Source organism: Streptomyces sp. NPDC001530 (genome assembly GCF_042894545.1).
Taxonomy (GTDB): Bacteria; Actinomycetota; Actinomycetes; order Streptomycetales; family Streptomycetaceae; genus Streptomyces.
Genome location: NZ_JBIAVS010000009.1, coordinates 1 through 17,969, shown reverse-complemented (window position 1 = coordinate 17,969; position 17,969 = coordinate 1). Strand labels below are relative to the sequence as shown.

Below are 17,969 nucleotides of genomic sequence, written 5' to 3'. Positions count from 1 at the left end.
TGGGATGGCCAAGTCTGACGAGCGGCTTGTCGTGGCACTGCGCGAGGCGCTGAAGGAGTCGGAGCGGCTGCGCATACAGAACCGCACCATGTCGGCTGCCCTGCGCGAGCCCATCGCGATCGTGGGAATGGCATGCCGCTATCCGGGCGGGGTGTCGTCTCCAGAGGATCTGTGGCGGCTGGTGGCGGACGAGGTCGACGCGGTCTCCGAGTTTCCGGGCGACAGGGGCTGGGCCGTTGGCGAGTTGTACGATCCGGAACCCGGCAAGGACGGGAAGACGTACACCCGACACGGTGGATTCCTTTACGGAGCGGGGGAGTTCGACCCGGATTTCTTCGGGATCAGCCCGAAGGACTCGCTGTACATGGACCCGCAGCAGCGGCTGCTGCTGGAGACCTCCTGGGAGGCGATGGAGCGGGCCGGGATCGACCCCGCCCAATTGAAGGGCAGTTCGACCGGTGTGTTCACCGGGATGATGTACCACGACTACCCCTTCAGCAGTGCCGCGGGGGCGGTGGCGTCGGGCCGGGTCTCGTACGTCTTCGGGTTCGAGGGACCGTCGGTGACGGTGGACTCGGCATGTTCGTCCTCGCTGGTGGCGCTGCATCTGGCGATCCAGTCGCTGCGGTCGGGCGAGTGCTCGATGGCCCTGGCCGGGGGCGTGGCGGTGATGGCCTCCCCGGAGGTCTTCGTGGAGTTCTCCCGGCAGCGGGGCCTCGCCGGTGACGGGCGGTGCAAGTCCTTCGCGGCCGCGGCGGACGGCACGGGCTGGGGCGAGGGCGTGGGCATGCTGCTCGTGGAGCGCCTGTCGGACGCGCGCAAGAACGGTCATCCGGTGCTGGCGGTGGTGCGCGGCACGGCCGTCAACCAGGACGGGGCGAGCAACGGACTCACCGCGCCGAACGGCCCCTCCCAGCGCAGGGTGATCCGGCAGGCGCTGGCCAACGCCGGGCTGGACACCTCGGACGTGGACGTGGTGGAGGCACACGGCACCGGCACCACACTCGGGGACCCGATCGAGGCCCAGGCACTGCTGGCGACGTACGGCCAGGGACGTCCGGAGGGCAAGCCCTTGTGGCTGGGGTCCCTCAAGTCCAACATCGGGCACACCCAGGCCGCGGCCGGTGTCGGCGGCATCATCAAGATGGTCGAGGCCATCCGGAACAGGCGGCTCCCCAAAACCTTGCACGTGGACGAGCCGACGCCACAGGTGGACTGGTCGGAGGGGAACGTGTCCCTGCTGACCCAGGCCCGCGCGTGGCCCGGCGAGGAGGGACGGCCGCGCCGGGCCGGAGTCTCCTCCTTCGGGGTCAGCGGAACCAACGCGCACGTCGTCATCGAGGAGGCTCCGGCCGCGCTCGACGACGGATCCGGGGAGGATCCCGGTGGCGTGGCCCTCCCGGCGGCGCCGGTCCTGGTCTCGGGCAAGAGCGCGCAGGCGCTCACGGACCAGGCACGGCGACTGCTCACGCACCTGGAGCACCAACCGCGTCTGCGACCGGTCGACGTGGCGTTCTCGGCCGCGACCACGCGCGTGGCCTTCGAGCACCGGGCCGTGGTGGTGGCCGCCGACCGGACCGAGCTGATGAAGGGGCTCGAGGCGCTGGCCCAGGGCGAGCCCGCCGCGGGTGTGGTGCGGGGGAAGGCGGACCTGGAGGGCAAGACGGTGTTCGTCTTCCCGGGCCAGGGCTCCCAGTGGCCCGGCATGGCGGCGGAGCTGCTGGAATCCTCGCCGGTCTTCGCCCAGCGGATGGCGGACTGCGAGCGCGCGTTCGCTCCCTACGTGGACTGGTCCCTCATGGACGTGGTGCGGGGCACGGCGGAGGCACCGGACCCGGAGCGCGTCGACGTGGTGCAGCCGGTCCTGTTCGCCGTGATGGTGAGTCTGGCCGCGCTGTGGCAGTCCGTGGGAGTGCGTCCGGACGCGGTCGTCGGGCACTCCCAGGGCGAAATGGCCGCGGCCTGCGCCGCAGGGGCCCTGAGCCTGGAGGACGCCGCGCGGGTGGTGACGCTGCGGGGCCGCATCATCAGACCGCTGACCGGCCGCGGTGGCATGCTGTCGGTCGCCCGTCCGGCCGGGGAGGTGGCGGACCGGCTCACCCGCTGGGAAGACAAGTTGAGTGTGGCCGCCGTCAACGGCCCCGCCGCCACGGTGGTGTCGGGCGACCTGGCGGCCCTCGACGAACTGGCGGCCGAGTACGCGGCCGAGGGGGTGCGCCACCGCCGCGTCGCGGTGGACTACGCGTCGCACTCCGCGCAGATGGAGGAGGTCCGTGAGCAGGTCGTCGAGACCCTCGCGGGCATCCAGCCCCGCCGGTCGGACATCTCCTTCTACTCCACGGTGACGGGCGATCTGCTCGACACCACGGAGCTGGACGCCGCTTACTGGTACCGCAACCTCCGCAACACCGTGCGGTTCGACGAGACCGTCGAGGTGCTCCGGAACGCGGGGCACACCAGGTTCATCGAGATCAGCACCCATCCGGTACTGGTTCCCGGTCTCCAGGAGGGGGCGGCGGGCGCCGACGGGGACCGGCCGGGCGATGGCCTGGCAGTGGGCACGCTGCACCGGGGCCAGGGCGGTCTCGGCCGCTTCCTGACCTCCGTCGCCGAATACGGCGTACGGGGCGGAGCGGTCGACTGGGCGGCATGCTGCGCCGGCAGCGGCGCCCGCCGCGTCGAGCTGCCCACCTACGCCTTCCAGCACCGGCGTTACTGGACGGACGCCATGGGCCACGCGGGCGAGGCCGGCGCCGTCGGCGTCCGGGCGGCCGACCACCCGCTGCTGGGCGCGGTGGTGACCCTGGCGGATTCCGGCGGACTGCTGTTCACCGGCCGGCTGTCCACCGCGGCGCATCCCTGGCTGGCCGACCATGCCGTCGAAGGAACGATTCTCTTCCCCGGTACGGGCCTGGTGGAGCTGGCCGTCCGGGCCGGCGACCAGGTGGGCTGCGACGTCGTCGAGGAACTGACCCTGCAGGCACCGCTGGTGCTGCCGGAAGAAGGCGGGACGCAGCTCCAGCTGGTCGTGTCCGGTCCGGAGCCCGGCGGACGGCGAGCCCTGAGCATCTACTCGTGCGCCGAGGAGGACGGACCGTGGACGCTGCACGCCCAAGGCGTCCTGAGCACCGGTGCCGTGGCAGCGGACGCCGGTCCGGCCCAGTGGCCGCCCGCCGGTGCCGCCGAGATGGAGACCGAAGGCGCCTACGCCGGACTCCTTGAGCGCGGTTACGAGTACGGCCCGGTGTTCCAGGGCCTGCGAGCTGCCTGGCGTCGCGGTGACGAGCTGTTCGCCGAGGTCGCGCTGCCGGACGACGCCCACGCGGACGCCGAGCGCTTCGGCATCCACCCGGCACTGCTGGACTCCGCCATGCACGTGGCGCTGCTCGCCATGGACGGCCCCGGCAGCGGCGCTACGGTGCTGCCGTTCGCCTGGACCGGGGTCTCGCTCCATGCCCGTGGTGCCACGTCGTTACGCGTACGGATCGCACCGGACGCCGACCACCGGATCACGGTCGACGTCGCCGACACGACCGGCCAACCGGTGCTGCGCGTCGGCTCGTTGGTGTCCCGACCGGTGTCCGATCAGCAGCTGAGGGCGGCCCGCGGCACCGGAGCCGGATCGCTCTACCGGGTCGACTGGAACCCGCTGGACGCGCAGACCGGCAGGTCCACCCCCGCCTGGGCGAACTGGGCGGACCTGGACCCGGACGGCGCCGTACCGGACGTGGTGGTGCTGGACTGCGCGGCGGTGGCCGACCGCGTCCGCTCCCTCACCGGGGTTTCGGCCGACATCCCGGCCGACACATGGGCCGCCGCCGACATCTCTGCCGGCGCCCGGGCCTCCGCCGACGTCCCGGCCGCCCTCCGGGACGTCAGCGAGCAGGTTCTGACGGTGCTTCAACAGTGGCTGGCCGACGAGAGGTTCGCGGGAGCGCGGCTGGCGCTGCTGACCCGCAACGCCGTGGCCACGGCGGCGGGCGCGGACGTCGACCTCCTGCAGGCTCCGCTGTGGGGCATCGTCCGGGCCGCCCAGGCCGAGAACCCGGGACAGTTCGTGCTGGTGGACACCGACACCGACGAAGTCGGCGCCTCCGGACGTGCCGCGGCTCTGGTGGCCGACATCGCGGTGCTCGGCGAGCCGGAGACCGCGCTGCGCGGCGACCGGGTGCTGATCCCGCGGCTGGTACGGGACGTGCCCGCGCACCCCGAGCCCACGTCCCGCGAGGCCGCCCGCGCCACTCCCTGGGACGGCGAGAGCACCGTCCTGGTCACGGGCGGGACCGGCGGCCTTGGCGCGCTGGTCGCCCGGCACCTGGTGGCGGAGCACGGCGTGCGTCAACTGCTGCTCGTCAGCCGCAGCGGGCCCGCCGCGCCGGGGGCCGCGGAACTGCGGGCCGAGCTCGAGGTCATGGGGGCTCGTGTCACGACGATCGCCTGCGACGTCTCCGACCGCGCCGAACTGGCGGCCGTCCTGGACGCGATACCCGCCGCGCACCCGCTCAAGGGAGTGGTGCACGTGGCGGGCATCGCGGACAACGCCCTCGTCGGCGCGCTGACCCCGGACCGCCTGGACGCCGTACTACGGCCGAAGGCGGACGCCGCCTGGCATCTGCACGAGCTCACCCGTGATCTCGACCTGACCGCCTTCGTGATGTACTCCTCCACCGGCGGTCTGGTGCTCGCCGCGGCACAGGCGAACTACGCCGCCGCCAACGTGTTCCTGGACGCGCTCGCCCACCACCGTCGCGCGCGCGGACTGGTCGCCCATTCGATGGCGTGGGGCTTGTGGGGCACCGACACGGGTCTCACCCTGCAGCTGTCACAGGCCAACGTCGACCGGATCACACGGTCGGGCCTGCCCGCCTTCTCGGCCGACGAAGGCCTCGCGATGTTCGACGCGGCGCTCCTCGCCGACCACGCGCTCGTCGTCCCCGTGCGCGTGGACCTCGCCGCGCTGCGGGCCCGGACGGACGAGATCCCTGCGCTGATGCGCGCGCTCGACCCCACCGTGCGCCGTCGCACGGCGAGCGCCGCCGGCGACGCGGACTCGCTGCGTGGGCGGCTGGCCGCCGAGTCGCCCGAAGGGCGTGACCGCTTGCTGCTCGACCTGGTGCGCCGGCACGCCGCCGCGGTGCTCGGACACGACGCGGCCGACGCGGTCGATCCGGACCGTCCCTTCCAGGACCTCGGATACGAGTCCGTCACCGCGATGGAGCTGCGCAGCCACCTCAACGCGGTCACCGGACTGCGGCTGCCGGCGACCCTCGTCTTCGACCACCCGACCGCGCGCGCCGTTGCCGACCACCTCAAGGAGACGCTTGTCGGAGGGGAGCCCGAGGTCACCGCGGCGGCTGAGCGGGCCGTGTCCGACAGCGACCCGATCGCGATCGTCGCGATGAGCTGCCGTTACCCCGGGGGCGTCTCCTCGCCGGAGGACCTGTGGCGGCTCGTGGCCGACGAGGTGGACGCCACGGGCCCCTTCCCGTCCGACCGCGGCTGGGACGACGGCCTGTACGACCCCGAGCCCGGCAAACAGGGCAAGACCTATGCCCGTGCCGGTGCCTTCCTGCACGACATGGCGGACTTCGACCCCACGCTCTTCGCGATCAGCCCGAACGAGGCGACCGTCATGGACCCGCAGCAGCGCCTGCTGCTGGAGGCCTCCTGGGAGGTGTTCGAGCGGGCGGGCATCGATCCGACCCGGCTGAAGGGCAGCCGGACCGGTGTCTTCACGGGCGTGATGTACAACGACTACGGACTCGGCAAGGAGGCCGGAGTCAGCAGCGGCGGCAGCCTGGTGTCCGGACGCACCTCCTACGCGTTCGGGCTCGAGGGACCTTCGGTCACGGTGAACACGGCCTGCTCGTCCTCGCTCGTGGCGCTCCATCTGGCCTGCCAGGCGCTGCGTTCCGGGGAGTGCACCCTGGCGGTCGCCGGCGGCGTGACCGTCATGGCGACCGCCGACATGTACGTCTTCTTCGGCCGCCAGCGCGGACTGGCCCCGGACGGACGCTGCAAGTCGTTCTCGGCCGATGCGGACGGTGCCGCCTGGGGCGAGGGTGTGGGAGTCCTCCTCGTGGAGCGGCTGTCCGACGCCCGGCGCAACGGCCACCCCGTCCTCGCCGTCATCCGCGGCAGCGCGGTGAACTCCGACGGGGCGAGCAATGGTCTCACCGCGCCGAACGGCCCGTCGCAGCAGCGCGTGATCCGGCAGGCACTGGGCAATGCCGAACTCGCCGCCGCGGACGTCGACGCGGTGGAGGCGCACGGCACCGGAACGCCGCTCGGCGACCCGATCGAGGCGCAGGCGCTGCTCGCCACCTACGGCAGGGGCCGGCCGGAGGACCGCCCCCTGTGGCTGGGCTCGCTGAAGTCGAACATCGGCCACACCCAGGGCGCGGCCGGCGTCGGCGGTGTCATCAAGATGGTGCTGGCGATGAGGTACGGACGGCTGCCCAGGACCCTGCACGTGGACGAGCCGACGCCGAAGGTGGACTGGACGGAGGGGAACGTACGCCTCCTCACCCGGGCCCGGGACTGGCCGGCCGACGGCCGCCCGCGCAGAGCCGGTGTCTCCTCGTTCGGGCTGAGTGGGACCAACGCGCACGTGATCATCGAGCAGGTTCCCGGGGGCGACGCACGGCCACCGCGGGAGGGTTCCCGCGGGCCGGCCATCCCGCTGCCGTGGCTGGTGTCGGGCAGTACGGAGGATGCCGTACGGGCACAGGCCGGGCGTCTGCTCGCGCACCTCACGGAACGGGAGGACCTCACCGAGGCCGACCTCGCCTACTCGCTGGCCACCTCCCGGGCGGCGCTGGACCACCGGGCGGTCGTCGTCGGCGCCGACCGCGCGGACGTGGCTCGCGGCCTCGGCGCGCTCGCCGCGCACGAGCCGGCCCCCGCAGTGATCCGGGGCCGGGCACGGGCGGGCGGCGCAACCGCCCTCCTGTTCGCCGGACAGGGCTCGCAACGCCTGGGTATGGGACGGGAGTTGCACGGGATGTTTCCCGTCTTCGCCGAGGCCTTCGATGACGTGAGCGCGGAGCTGGACCGCCGGCTCGCCCGTCCGCTGCGCGAGGTGATGTGGGGCGAGGACGCGCGTCTGCTCGACCGCACGGAGTACGCGCAGGCCGCGCTGTTCGCCGTCGAGGTGGCGCTCCACCGGCTCGTCGCATCCTGGGGCGTACGACCGGACTTCCTGGTCGGCCACTCGATCGGTGAACTGGCCGCCGCCCATGTGGCCGGCGTGCTGTCCCTCACCGACGCCGCTCGGCTCGTGGCCGCGCGGGGTCGGCTGATGCAGAACCTTCCCTCCGGCGGCGCCATGGTGGCCGTACAGGCCTCCGAGGACGACGTACGCCCGTACCTGGACGAGTCGGTGAGCCTCGCCGCGGTCAACGGGCCCCAGGCGGTCGTGCTGTCCGGGACCGAGGACGCGGTGCTGGCGGTGGCCGCCCGTTTCGAGGCCGAGGGCCGCAGGAGCAGGCGGCTCCAGGTCACCCACGCGTTCCACTCCGCGCTGATGGAACCGATACTGGAGGACTTCCGCGCGGTGGTCGAGGAGCTGACCTTCGCGCAGCCGTCCCTTCCCGTGGTGTCGACGGTGACCGGTGGGCTCACCGACGAGCTCGCCACCCCCGGGTACTGGGTGCGCCAGGCGCGGGACACGGTGCGGTTCGCCGACGCGCTGCGCTTCCTCGAGGAGCGCGGCGCCACGACCTTCCTGGAGCTCGGCCCCGACGGTGTACTGACGGGACTGGCACGGCAGTCGGCCGGATCCCCGCACACGCTGTGCGTCCCCGTGCTGCGGACCGGGCGCGCCGAGGCGGCCGCCGCCGTCGAAGCCCTCGGCGGGCTGTACGCGGCGGGGACGGACGTGGACTGGCAGGGGTTCTTCGCCGCCATGGGGGCGCGGCGGGTCGCGTTGCCGACGTACGCCTTCCAGCGCGGTCGGTACTGGCTGGAGCACGACGGGGGCGACACCCCGAACGGAGTGCCGTCCGGTCTCGACGCGCTGGAACACCCGCTGCTCACCGCCAAGACGGTGCTGCCGGGGGACAGCGGCGCCGTGCTGACCGGCCGTCTGTCACTCGACGGGCAGCCGTGGCTGGCCGACCACCGGGTCGACGACACCGTGCTCTTCCCCGGTACGGGCTTCGTGGAGCTGGCGATCCGCGCGGGCGACGAGGTCGGCTGCGCGGTGCTCGACACCCTGGCGCTGCACACGCCGCTCGTGCTGCCCGAACGCGGCGGTGCGCAGATCCAGACCGTGGTGGGCGCGGCCGGGCCCGACGGGAGCCGGACGATCGTCATCAGGTCCCGCACACGCGGAGATCAGCCCTGGACGGACCATGCCGACGGCGTCCTCGTCCCGGGCGCGGCCGAACCGGAACGGGCTGCGCCCACCTGGCCGCCCGCCGGGGCGACCGTGCTGGACACCGAGGGCGCGTACGAACTGCTGGCGGACCGCGGATACGGTTACGGCCCGCTGTTCCAGGGCCTGCGGGCGGCGTGGACGCGCGGCGACGAGATCTTCGCCGAGGTCGCGCTGCCGGACCTGGCCCAGCTCGACGCACAGCGGTTCGGTGTCCACCCGGCGCTCCTGGACGCATGCCTGCACGCGATCCTCCTCGCCGGTGACGACGGCGGCCCGGCGCTGCTGCCGTTCTCGTGGTCCGGCGTACGACTGCACGCGGCCGGGGCGGGCAGCGTCCGCGTCGGCATCACGACGCACCGCGACGGCGCTGTGGCGGTCGAGGTGTCCGACACGAACGGAGCCCCGGTGCTCTCGGTCGGCGCGCTGGTGTCACGGCCGGCGACGGGCACGAGCGGTGCCCGTGGGACGGGCCAGGGCTCCCCGTCGCTCCTGCGGACGCAATGGGCGTCGGTGGCGGACCCGGTGGTCCACGAGGCCCGGGCCGACCGGACCCTCGACGCCGAGACGGTCACCTGCGGCTCCGGGACCGACGCGGCCGCGGTGCACCAGGCCGTCCACCACGCTCTCGGGGCGGTGCAGTCCTGGCTGGCGAAGGACCACGCGTCGCACGAGCGGCTGCTCGTCGTCACCCGCGGTGCCGTCGCCCTGCCCGGCGAGGACGTCACCGACCTGGCCGGCGCAGCCGTCTGGGGACTGATCCGCGCGGCCCAGGTGGAGAACCCGGACCGGATCGTCCTGGCCGACTGCGACGACGACCTGGACATCGCCCGGATCCTGGCGTCGGGGGAGCCGCAGGTCGTCGTACGGGGGAACACCCTGCACGCGGCACGGCTGGCCCGCGCTCCCCTCTCACCCGCCGCCGGGCAGGCCTTCGGCCCGTCGAGCCGGGTGCTGATCACCGGTGCCACCGGCGGTCTGGGGTCCCTGATCGCCCGTCATCTGGTCGTGCGGTACGGGGTCCGGCATCTGGTGCTGGCCGGCCGACGCGGTGCCGCCGCACCCGGCGCAGGTCAACTCCAGGACGAACTGGTGGAGTTGGGGGCCGACATCCACATCGTGGGTTGCGACGTGGCGGACCGGAAGGCACTCGCCGCGCTGCTGGCCGAGACCCCCGTCACGGCCGTGGTGCACCTGGCCGGGGTCCTGGACGACGGGCTGGTCGAGTCACTCACCGACGACCGGGTGGCCGCGGTGCTGCGCCCCAAGGCGGACGCGGCACTCCACCTGCACGAACTCACCGAGGGACTGGATCTGTCGGCGTTCGTCCTGTTCTCCTCGGTGGCCGGAGTCCTCGGCAACGCGGGACAGGCGGGCTACGCGGCCGCCAACGCGTTCCTCGACGCCCTCGCCGTGCACCGGCACGCCAAGGGGCTGCCGGCCCAGTCGCTGGCGTGGGGACGGTGGACCGACGAGGGCGGCATGGCGGCCACGCTGAGCGATGCCCAGCAACGGCGCATGAGCCGGTCCGGCATCGGTGAGCTGTCGGCCGAGCAGGGGCTGGCCCTGTTCGACGAGGCCGTCGCGTCCGACGCCGCGGTGCTGGTACCCATCCGCCTGGACAGGCCGGCGCCGGGCGCGGGCGGGGAAGTACCTCCGCTGCTGCGCACCTTGGTGCCCGCGGTACGACGGCGCGGTGCCGCTCGGGACGCGGCGCTGCGGCAGCGGCTGGCCGGCCTGGACGAGGCCGGGCAGCGAAGTGCCGTACTGGACCTCGTAGGTGAACTCGCGGCATCCCTCTTGGGGCACAGTGGGCCGGACGCGATCGACCCCGACCGGGAGTTCCTGGGACTGGGATTCGATTCTCTGGCCGCGATGGAACTGCGCAACGCGCTCGCCGGGGTCACCGGGCTGCGCCTGGCGCCGATGGCCGTGTTCGACGCCGGGACTCCGCGCGGGCTGGCCGATCTGGTGCGGGACGAGATCACCGCGTCGACGGCGGATGCCCCGGCCCACGCCCGAGGCGCGGATTCGCTGACCGGACTGTTCCGCACCGCCGTGGAGGCGGGGGAGTTCGAGGCCGGGTTCGATCTGCTGCGGGCGGCGGCGAAGGTGCGCCCGTCGTTCCGTACGGCGGCCGAGGCGGGCGCGGTGCCGGCGCCGGTACGGCTGCGCGAGGGCGGTGCCGGGCCACGGCTGGTCTTCCTGAGCAGCCCGGTGGCGACGGGGGGCGTGCACCAGTACGCCCGCCTGGTGTCCGGGCTTACGGGCGACCGGGAGGCATGGAGCGTGCCGCTGCCCGGGTTCGAGCGGGACGAGAGCCTTCCGGCGTCCGCCGAGGCGGCGCTCGACGTGCTCACCGAGAGCGTGCTGCTGGCCGCGCGGGGCGAACCGATCGTCCTGGGCGGATACTCCTCCAGCGGCCTGCTGGCCGGTGCCGTCGCCCGCCGCCTGGAGCGGAGGCAGGACGTCACGGTGTCGGGCCTGGTCCTTGTGGACACCTTCCGGCCGCGGGACGGCGAGTGGGGTCTGCCCCTGGACCAGCTCACGGTGGGGCTGCTGGACAAGGAAGCGGCGTTCGGCGGCTTCGACTTCGCCCGGCTGTCCGCCATGCCCCGGTGGGGCGAGATCCTGACCGATCTGACGCTGGACGGTCTGTCCACGCCGACGCTGTTCGTCCGGTGTGCCGTGCCGTCCTTCACGGACGAGCACGGGCGGGGCGCGATGGCCGAGCCGTGGGACAGCTCGTTCACCTCGCGCGACATCGAAGCCGATCACTTCTCGGTGATCGAGGACAAGGCGCACCTCACGGCCGGCGTGATCGACGGCTGGCTGAGCTCCCTGGGCTGAGGACCCATCTCGTGTTCCGGCGCACGGCGCGGACAGCACCCGCTGTCCGCGCCGTGCGCCGGATGCGGTGTGCGGATCCTGTCCGCACGGTGCGTGAGCCGCCTTGGAGAAAGCGCGCCGAGCATGTTTGGTCAGTCCCGGGAGTTCCGCCGCTTGGGTGCCCACCTTCGGACGCACCAGCCGACTCCTCGGAGCCGCCTCTGGAGGTATGTGTGCGTGTTCGACCGGTACTCGGGGTGAGCGTCAGTGTCGACGCCGACGGCTGTCTGCAGCTGGTGGCGGAAACAGGCGGTCGGCACCTGCGATACGAGTGCGGCCCCGTGGGTACGTCGATGTGGATCGCGTTGCGCCAGCACGACGGCAACCTCGACGCGGCGGCCCTGGTGTTGGCCGGACTCTGGGGCATGGCACCCAGCAACGTCCGCGCCGATCTGGACATCTGGGTGGAGGAGATGCGCGACGCGGGACTGCTGTGCGTCGAGCCGTGAGGCGAGACGGCCGCAGGCCCACCCGAGGGAACGGGTGGGCCTGCGGCTTTCCGTGTCGCCGTGCGGCGGAACTCGGTGACGGTGCGTCAGCCCGCCAGATCACGCTCCACGCCACGGCCGAGGGCGCTCGCCTCGCGACGCAGGGCGGGCGAGCGGCTGAACCGGCGCATCGCGGGGCGCTCGACGCTGCTGTACAGGAGCGCGGCCACAGCGACGCTCACCGCCAGCAGCCCGGCGAACCAGGCCCACTTCTCGACCGTGCCCGTGGTCATCGCGTTCACGTCGAAGGCCGCTCCGGCAGCCACCAGCACGGACTGGTGCACCAGGTAGAAGGCATAGCTGATCTCGCCCAGCCACACGGCGCGGGGCCGGCCGATCAGGGTCGGCCTCCGCGCGATGTCGGCGTTCGCCACGGCCACCACGGTGAGCGCGAGCGGTAGGGCCATGACAGCGCTGATGCTGTAGAGGTACGGCACCTGGGTCGAGACCGGCAGCCCGACGCAGAGCGCCACCAGGGCATGCCGCCGCCTGACGAAGGTGAGCTGCCCTTCCCGCACCATCCGGGCCAGCAGAATGCCGAGCCCGAATTCGAAGACGCGAGTGGCCGGCAGCGTGTAGGAGAACCAGAATTGCTTCCACGTGATGCCAAGGCCCGGCATTTGGGGGGAATTCGCGAAGTTGTGGCTCGCCACCAACGGGACGAGAACCACCGCGACGACGCTCAGCAGGGCCCACATCTTCAGCTGCGCGGGGCCGATCCTGCGGACGGCGGGCAGCAGCAAGGGGAAACACAGATAGAAGAACAGCTCGCACGAGAGCGACCAGGAGACCCCGTTGACGCTGCTGTACACGTCGTACTCCGGAATCCAGCCCTGGACGAGGAAGAGATTCGGGAAGAGCATGCCGGGCGACAGGGCGTAGCCCGCCCAGGCCATGGCCCCGAGACCGAGCGCCCACGCGACGACGTGATTCGGATAGATCTTCACGATCCGTCGCCGCCAGAAGGGGCCCACCGGTTCCCGGGTGTTCGCCGACCAGGTGAGGATGAAACCGCTGAGTATGAAGAAGAATTCGACTCCGGACATGGCCGCGCTGCCCAGCCAGCGGCTGATCTCCGTCGGTCCCCAGAGCATGAATTGAGCGTGACCGACGAACACCGCGAACGCGGCGAACGCGCGACAGCCGGTCAGGGTAGGCAGTTTTGTGCTGCCTGCAGAAATGCTCATCGAGCCGCCACCAATCTCTTGCCTGCTCTCGGATTTCTGGATGATTTCTGTGAATCTATCCAGCAGGGAGAGTGCGGAGTCGTGACGCTCGGCCTTGTAGGGGTAATAGGGGCTTTCTTAGGGGCGCTTGGAGAAGCCCGCGGACTGCGACCGGTCAGTCAGCCTCTTCCAACCTCATGTTGATGCGTGGTGAAGGACGAGGACGGCCTTCACGACGTCGGTGATCCGGTTGGTGCTGCAGCGGAGCTTGCGGAGCAGACGCCAGCCTTTCAGGACGGCCATGGCCTGCTCGCCGACGCAGCGGATCTTGGCGTGGGTGGTGTTGTGGCGCCGCTTCCATCGCTTGAGGCGACGGCCCCGGAACGGGACTCGGATGGGACCGCCGGCCCCCTGATACGCCTTGTCCGCCCAGCACTTCAGCTCTGCAGTGGTGAGCGCGTCGATGATCCCGTGGTGCCGGGCGGCCGTCAGATCGTGAGTCGAGCCGGGCAGCGCTGCTGAGGCCCACAGCAGACGTCCGAACGGATCGGCGAGGACCTGCACGTTCATGCCGTGGCGCTTGTGTTTCCCGGAGTAGTACGGGGTGTCGGCGGCGATCCGGTCGATCGGCAGCAGCGTGCCGTCCAGGATTACAAACGCCTTCGTCCGGGCCGTCGTCATCGCCTCGGCCAGGGTGGGAGCCAGTGTGGTCAGAACCTCGACAGCCTCGCGTATGTAGCGGTAGACCGTCGCGATCCCGATGCTGAACCCGGCAGCGAGCTGGGCATAGGTGTCACCGCACCGCAGGTGGGCCAGGGTGAGCAGGGCTTGACGCCCGGCCGCCAGCCGCCGCCACCGGGTACCGATCTCCCTGCGGCGGCCTGCGAGCTGCCCGGTCAGGTACCGCAGAGTGCGACTGGACAGGTCGATCGACGACGGGTAAACAAGCACGCGAAGCTCCTGGCGGTATGGGTGATCTTGGTCGAGAACCCGTCTACCAGGAGCTTCGCCGCTTCGCTGAACCGTCCAACTGTGCCGAGGCTCGATAGTTGTCACCGGCGGGGCCGAAAAGGCCGGCAGAAGGGCCGGGCCGAAGCAGCCTGGTTGTCACCTGGAAGGCAGGCTACTTGTCACAGACGCTCGGTGCCTTTCGATCCCTCACCTCGTGGTCCGCCGGCGGCTCGGGCTCGACGGCCGTACCGACATGGCGTGACGGCGCCGGTCACGAGGACGCGCATGCGCCATCTCCCCGGGGTGGCGCGAACCGGAAGCGCGTCACCAGGGCACCTCTCCCTCGTCGTCGAAGAAGCGGCCCGTCGGCCCGTCGGCCGATACGGTGGCCAGCCGGATCGCGGCGGCTGCGCCCTGCTGGGGGGTGCGCACTCCCCGGAAGCCGTTGAGGTCGGTCGCCGTGAAGCCGGGGCAGACGGCGTTGATCAGGATGTGGGTGTCCGCCAGTTCCTTGGCGTACTGCACGGTGACGGCGTTGAGGAACGTCTTCGACGGAGCGTAGGCGATGGCGATGGGGCCCGTCTCGGCGCCAGGCGTGGTCTGGAGTGTGAGGGAGCCGACGCTGCTGGAGACGTTCACAATCCGCGGCGACGGCGAGCGGCGCAGCAGAGGGAGCAGGGCGTTGGTGACGCGGATGACGCCGATCACGTTGGTCTCCACGGCCGCCCGTACCCGGTTCACGTCGACCGTGGTGGGCTCCTGCGGTCCGCCGCCGGTGATCCCCGCATTGTTGACGAGCGCGTCGAGCCGCCCAGCCCGCTCCTCCATCAGCCGAGCCGCCGCTGTCACGCTGGCGTCGTCGGTCACATCCAGCGGCACGCCGAACGCGTCGGCTCCGGCCGCGCGCAGCTTATCCACAGCGGCCTCGCGCCGCTCCTCGTTCCGCGCGCCGATTCCGACGGACCAGCCGAGGGCGCCGAGCCCGGCGGCGATCTCGTACCCGATGCCCTTGTTGGCCCCGGTCACCAGCGCGATCTTGTGGTGGTTCACGGTGTTCGTCTCACTCATGACATCGATACTTCTCCCCCGCCGGGCAGGGCGTCCAAGACCGACTGGGTGGACGGCGATACCGCTCGGGTATCGCTCCTGGCCGTCCCGGTTAGGCTGGCGGGGTGGAGACACGTGAGCTGCGGTACTTCGTCGCGGTCGCCGAAGAGCTGCACTTCGGCCGGGCCGCGCAGCGGCTCGGGATCGCCCAACCCCCGCTGTCGCGGGCGATCGGCGGGCTCGAACGGCGCCTGGGCACCCTCCTGCTGGAGCGCGGCAGCCGGGGTGTCGCCCTGACCGGGGCAGGGGCGGTGCTGCTGCGGGAGGCGCGGGCGGCGCTGGACGCCGTCGCAGCTGCCGAACGGCGCACCCGCCGGGCCGCCCTCGCGGCGACCGGCCGCCCCGCCGTGGTCCTGGCCGCGAAGGCGGGCGCCTCCGGTGAACTGCTGGCGAAACTCCTCGACGCCTACGCCGCCGAGCCCGGCGCCGTCGCCGTGGACGTCGTGCTGTGCGGGCCGGGCGAGCAGGCACGGTTGCTGCACGACGGCCGGGCCGACGTAGCCCTGCTGCATCGGCCATTCGACGACACGGCCGGCTTCGACACCGAGGACCTGCACTCCGAGGGTCAGGTCGCGATCCTCCCGGCGGGCCACCCTCTCAGCGCCCGCCCCCACGTGCGGCTCGCCGAGGTCACCGACCTTCCCGACCTGCCCCTGCCCCGCTGGCCTCGCCCTGACGGCACCTTCCCGGACGGCCCCGGACCGCAGGTGCGCGACCACACGCAACTCACCCAGCTCATCGCCCTCGGCCGCGCCTGCGCGGTCGTACCGGAGTCGGGCCGCACCGGCCTGCGCGAGGACCTCACCGCCGTACCGGTCCCCGACGCCCCCCACGTCACCACGGTCATCGCCTGGCCCCCACACAGCCGCTCAACGGCGGTCGCGGGGCTGGTCCGCGCCGCCACTGCCCTGTGACCGACGGCGGTGAACGCCGGGACACCGTGCTGGATTTCGGGGACAGCGTCCGGTCTGTCATCAGCTCCCGACACGGCGTACCGACGAAATGGGGCTGTGTGGGTGACGAAACGCAGTCCGTCGTCGGCCGGGCGATTGGGCTGACGCCGATCCCACCGAAGGCGGCTCCAGTGTGCGGGAACTTCTGCGTATCTGCGCGGGATACACGCCCTGCTGGACTTGCTGGCCCACCATGCCAGCGCATTGCGTCGGTGGCCCTATCGCCCATGTGCATCGAGGCGTAGTACCGCTGGCGAGCTTCCTTGACGTCCTCCAGGAAGGCGTCCACCAGGCCGAAGTCGGTGATCGAGTTGTCGAGCTTCTCAATCGCCGTGTGCACTCTGGAGGTTCGCCGCGGTCCCAGTCTCGGGCAGTGCGGCCTCGCGCCGATGGTCGGCGGCTCCTCACTCTCCCCCGTCGGTGGAATGGAGCTGGAAGTCGACGACGACGCAACCAACCTGTCCGTCATCGGTGCGGCCGATCCAGACGGGGTAGGCCCCGTCGCCCCGGCCGGCACGGAAGGCGATGAGGTTCGGCTCGGGCTCCGTGCTGGGCAGTTCGACGGTGAAATGGCTGTCGAGGGGTATGAACAGGTCCTCGTCCAGCTGGTCTTCGATCACCGTCCGAGTCGCATCCATGAAAGCCGCTGTGCCGGTATCCACGCCAACCCCGTAGAACTGGCCCTCGCCGAGCAGCCCCAGGTCCTCGTCGGGCCGGAGGGCCATTTCCCACTCGCGGGGCGGGATATCGAGGAACGTCACCCTGGCCGCGGCGACACCGGCCCCGCGTGTCGTGCGCAAAAGCGACAGCGTGACCGGGAACTCGCCCGGTGGCACAGCGACGGTCCGCGGGGTCTCTCCGATCCAGCCGGGGTCCGAGACCGCCAGCTGCCCTGACGTGATCCGCAGCAGGCCGGCGTCAACGGGCTCGACGACGGCCGGCCCATCCGGAGTGTCGCACGCGCCCGGACTGAACAGTTGCTCGATTCCGGTGGCGCGCAGCGGTCCCGATCCTTCGTCCACCGACACGTCGCTCAGGACTACGGTCGTGGCGGGCTCGTGGCCCTGCTGGGCGAGGAACGGCGCGAACACCTGCCAGTCGCCGAATTCCGGTACGGGGCAGAGGAAGCTTTCGACGGGCGCCGGGAACCGCCGCACGGGGACGCTCGACGGGCCGGATGTTCGAGCGTGCAGTGGCTCCGTCGACGCTCCCCTCGGCCCGGCGAACTCGGACCTCACCTCGACCTGCCCGTCAGCCGAGACGGTCGTGGTCTCCTGAACATCCCACTTCCAGGACGAGTGCTCCTGCTCGTTGGAAAACTGCCATCGGGTGTTCCGGTGAGCCAACAACATCCCCGTGCTGTGCGGCTTGAGGTCGATCATCTGCATGCGCCAGGACCTGTCGTCGAACAGATACACACGCCACATCCGGCGCGGCCAGTATTCGACCAGTGCCAGCGGTCTCGCCCGCGCGGACAGCAGAACCGCGTACTCCATCCCGGCAGCATGTCTGCGTGCCGCGACCGCGCGCGACATCGGGTCCGGATGGGTCATTCCCTGCTGGGAACCCCACATGTTGCCGTACGACACATCAAGACTGTCGAAGATCACAGCCGCGCATCTCCCCCCGTGGCACCAGCCGCCCCCGAGCAGTGGCGCTCGACGGGTGACCCTGCCGCATCGCCCTGCCCTTCCGGAGCTTCGTTGTGCCGCCAGTCTGCCACTGAGGTGTGACACATAGGATTGTGGGAGGCCAGCAACCTGGGGTTACCGACGAAATGGGCCGCCCCAGGTGACGAAACACAGTCGGTTCGGCGGGCCCCATCGGTGATGCGTGCGTTCGCGTCAGCGCCGACGCTCAGGGGCGGGAACGTGGGCACTCCTGCGCGGGAATCCAACCCGGCGGAAGCCACGTTACGGCTGGTCAACGAATTCCGTCGGTTGGTGTGTCCCGAACGCAAGGAGGAGTTCGATGTAGGTAGAGCACCTTGTTGCGGTGCTGCGTGGAAGATGAAGGACTTTGGCCCTTCGGAGTCGCC

The 17,969-nt window shown here is 71.6% G+C and carries 6 protein-coding genes and 1 pseudogene; 3 read left to right on the top strand and 4 right to left on the bottom strand.

Annotation, left to right across the window (positions count from 1 at the left end; genetic code table 11):
• Positions 1-58 precede the first annotated feature (58 nt).
• A pseudogene (locus tag ACFY0T_RS19320) lies at positions 59-11,227 on the top strand (SDR family NAD(P)-dependent oxidoreductase); the annotation flags it as partial.
• A gap of 212 nt (positions 11,228-11,439) precedes the next feature.
• A complete protein-coding gene (locus ACFY0T_RS19315) occupies positions 11,440-11,715 on the top strand; it encodes a PqqD family protein (RefSeq protein ID WP_388871586.1) in 276 nt (91 codons plus the stop codon).
• Between the two features lie 86 nt (positions 11,716-11,801).
• Here ACFY0T_RS19315 and ACFY0T_RS19310 read toward each other — a convergent pair whose 3' ends face one another.
• The 3 genes from ACFY0T_RS19310 to ACFY0T_RS19300 all read right to left on the bottom strand — a co-directional run bounded on the left by ACFY0T_RS19310 (position 11,802) and on the right by ACFY0T_RS19300 (position 14,939).
• Entirely contained in the window at positions 11,802-12,941 is a 1,140-nt protein-coding gene (locus ACFY0T_RS19310) for an acyltransferase family protein (RefSeq protein ID WP_388871583.1), read from the bottom strand.
• A gap of 174 nt (positions 12,942-13,115) precedes the next feature.
• Positions 13,116-13,871 (bottom strand): transposase family protein, encoded by a 756-nt coding sequence (locus ACFY0T_RS19305; RefSeq protein WP_388871580.1) that lies wholly within the window; start codon positions 13,869-13,871, stop codon positions 13,116-13,118.
• 324 nt (positions 13,872-14,195) lie between these two features.
• Complete coding sequence (locus ACFY0T_RS19300; protein WP_388871577.1) at positions 14,196-14,939, bottom strand: SDR family oxidoreductase; 744 nt, start codon at positions 14,937-14,939, stop codon at positions 14,196-14,198.
• A 104-nt stretch (positions 14,940-15,043) separates the two neighbouring features.
• On the opposite strand from ACFY0T_RS19300, the gene ACFY0T_RS19295 reads away from it, so the two are divergent.
• Positions 15,044-15,892, top strand: a complete 849-nt coding sequence (locus ACFY0T_RS19295; RefSeq protein WP_388871575.1) for a LysR family transcriptional regulator — start codon at positions 15,044-15,046, stop codon at positions 15,890-15,892.
• Between the two features lie 443 nt (positions 15,893-16,335).
• Here the strand turns inward: ACFY0T_RS19295 and ACFY0T_RS19290 are convergent, their stop codons facing one another.
• Positions 16,336-17,466: a DUF4241 domain-containing protein gene (locus ACFY0T_RS19290; protein WP_388871572.1), complete on the bottom strand. Its 1,131-nt coding sequence runs from the start codon at positions 17,464-17,466 to the stop codon at positions 16,336-16,338.
• Positions 17,467-17,969 lie beyond the last annotated feature (503 nt).

Bases quoted from the DNA above. Each gene is read 5' to 3' on its own strand.
- ACFY0T_RS19310 (WP_388871583.1), bottom strand. From the start codon at position 12,941: ATGAGCATTTCTGCAGGCAGCACAAAACTGCCTACCCTGACCGGCTGT.
- ACFY0T_RS19300 (WP_388871577.1), bottom strand. From the start codon at position 14,939: ATGAGTGAGACGAACACCGTGAACCACCACAAGATCGCGCTGGTGACC.
- ACFY0T_RS19290 (WP_388871572.1), bottom strand. From the start codon at position 17,466: ATGTCGCGCGCGGTCGCGGCACGCAGACATGCTGCCGGGATGGAGTAC.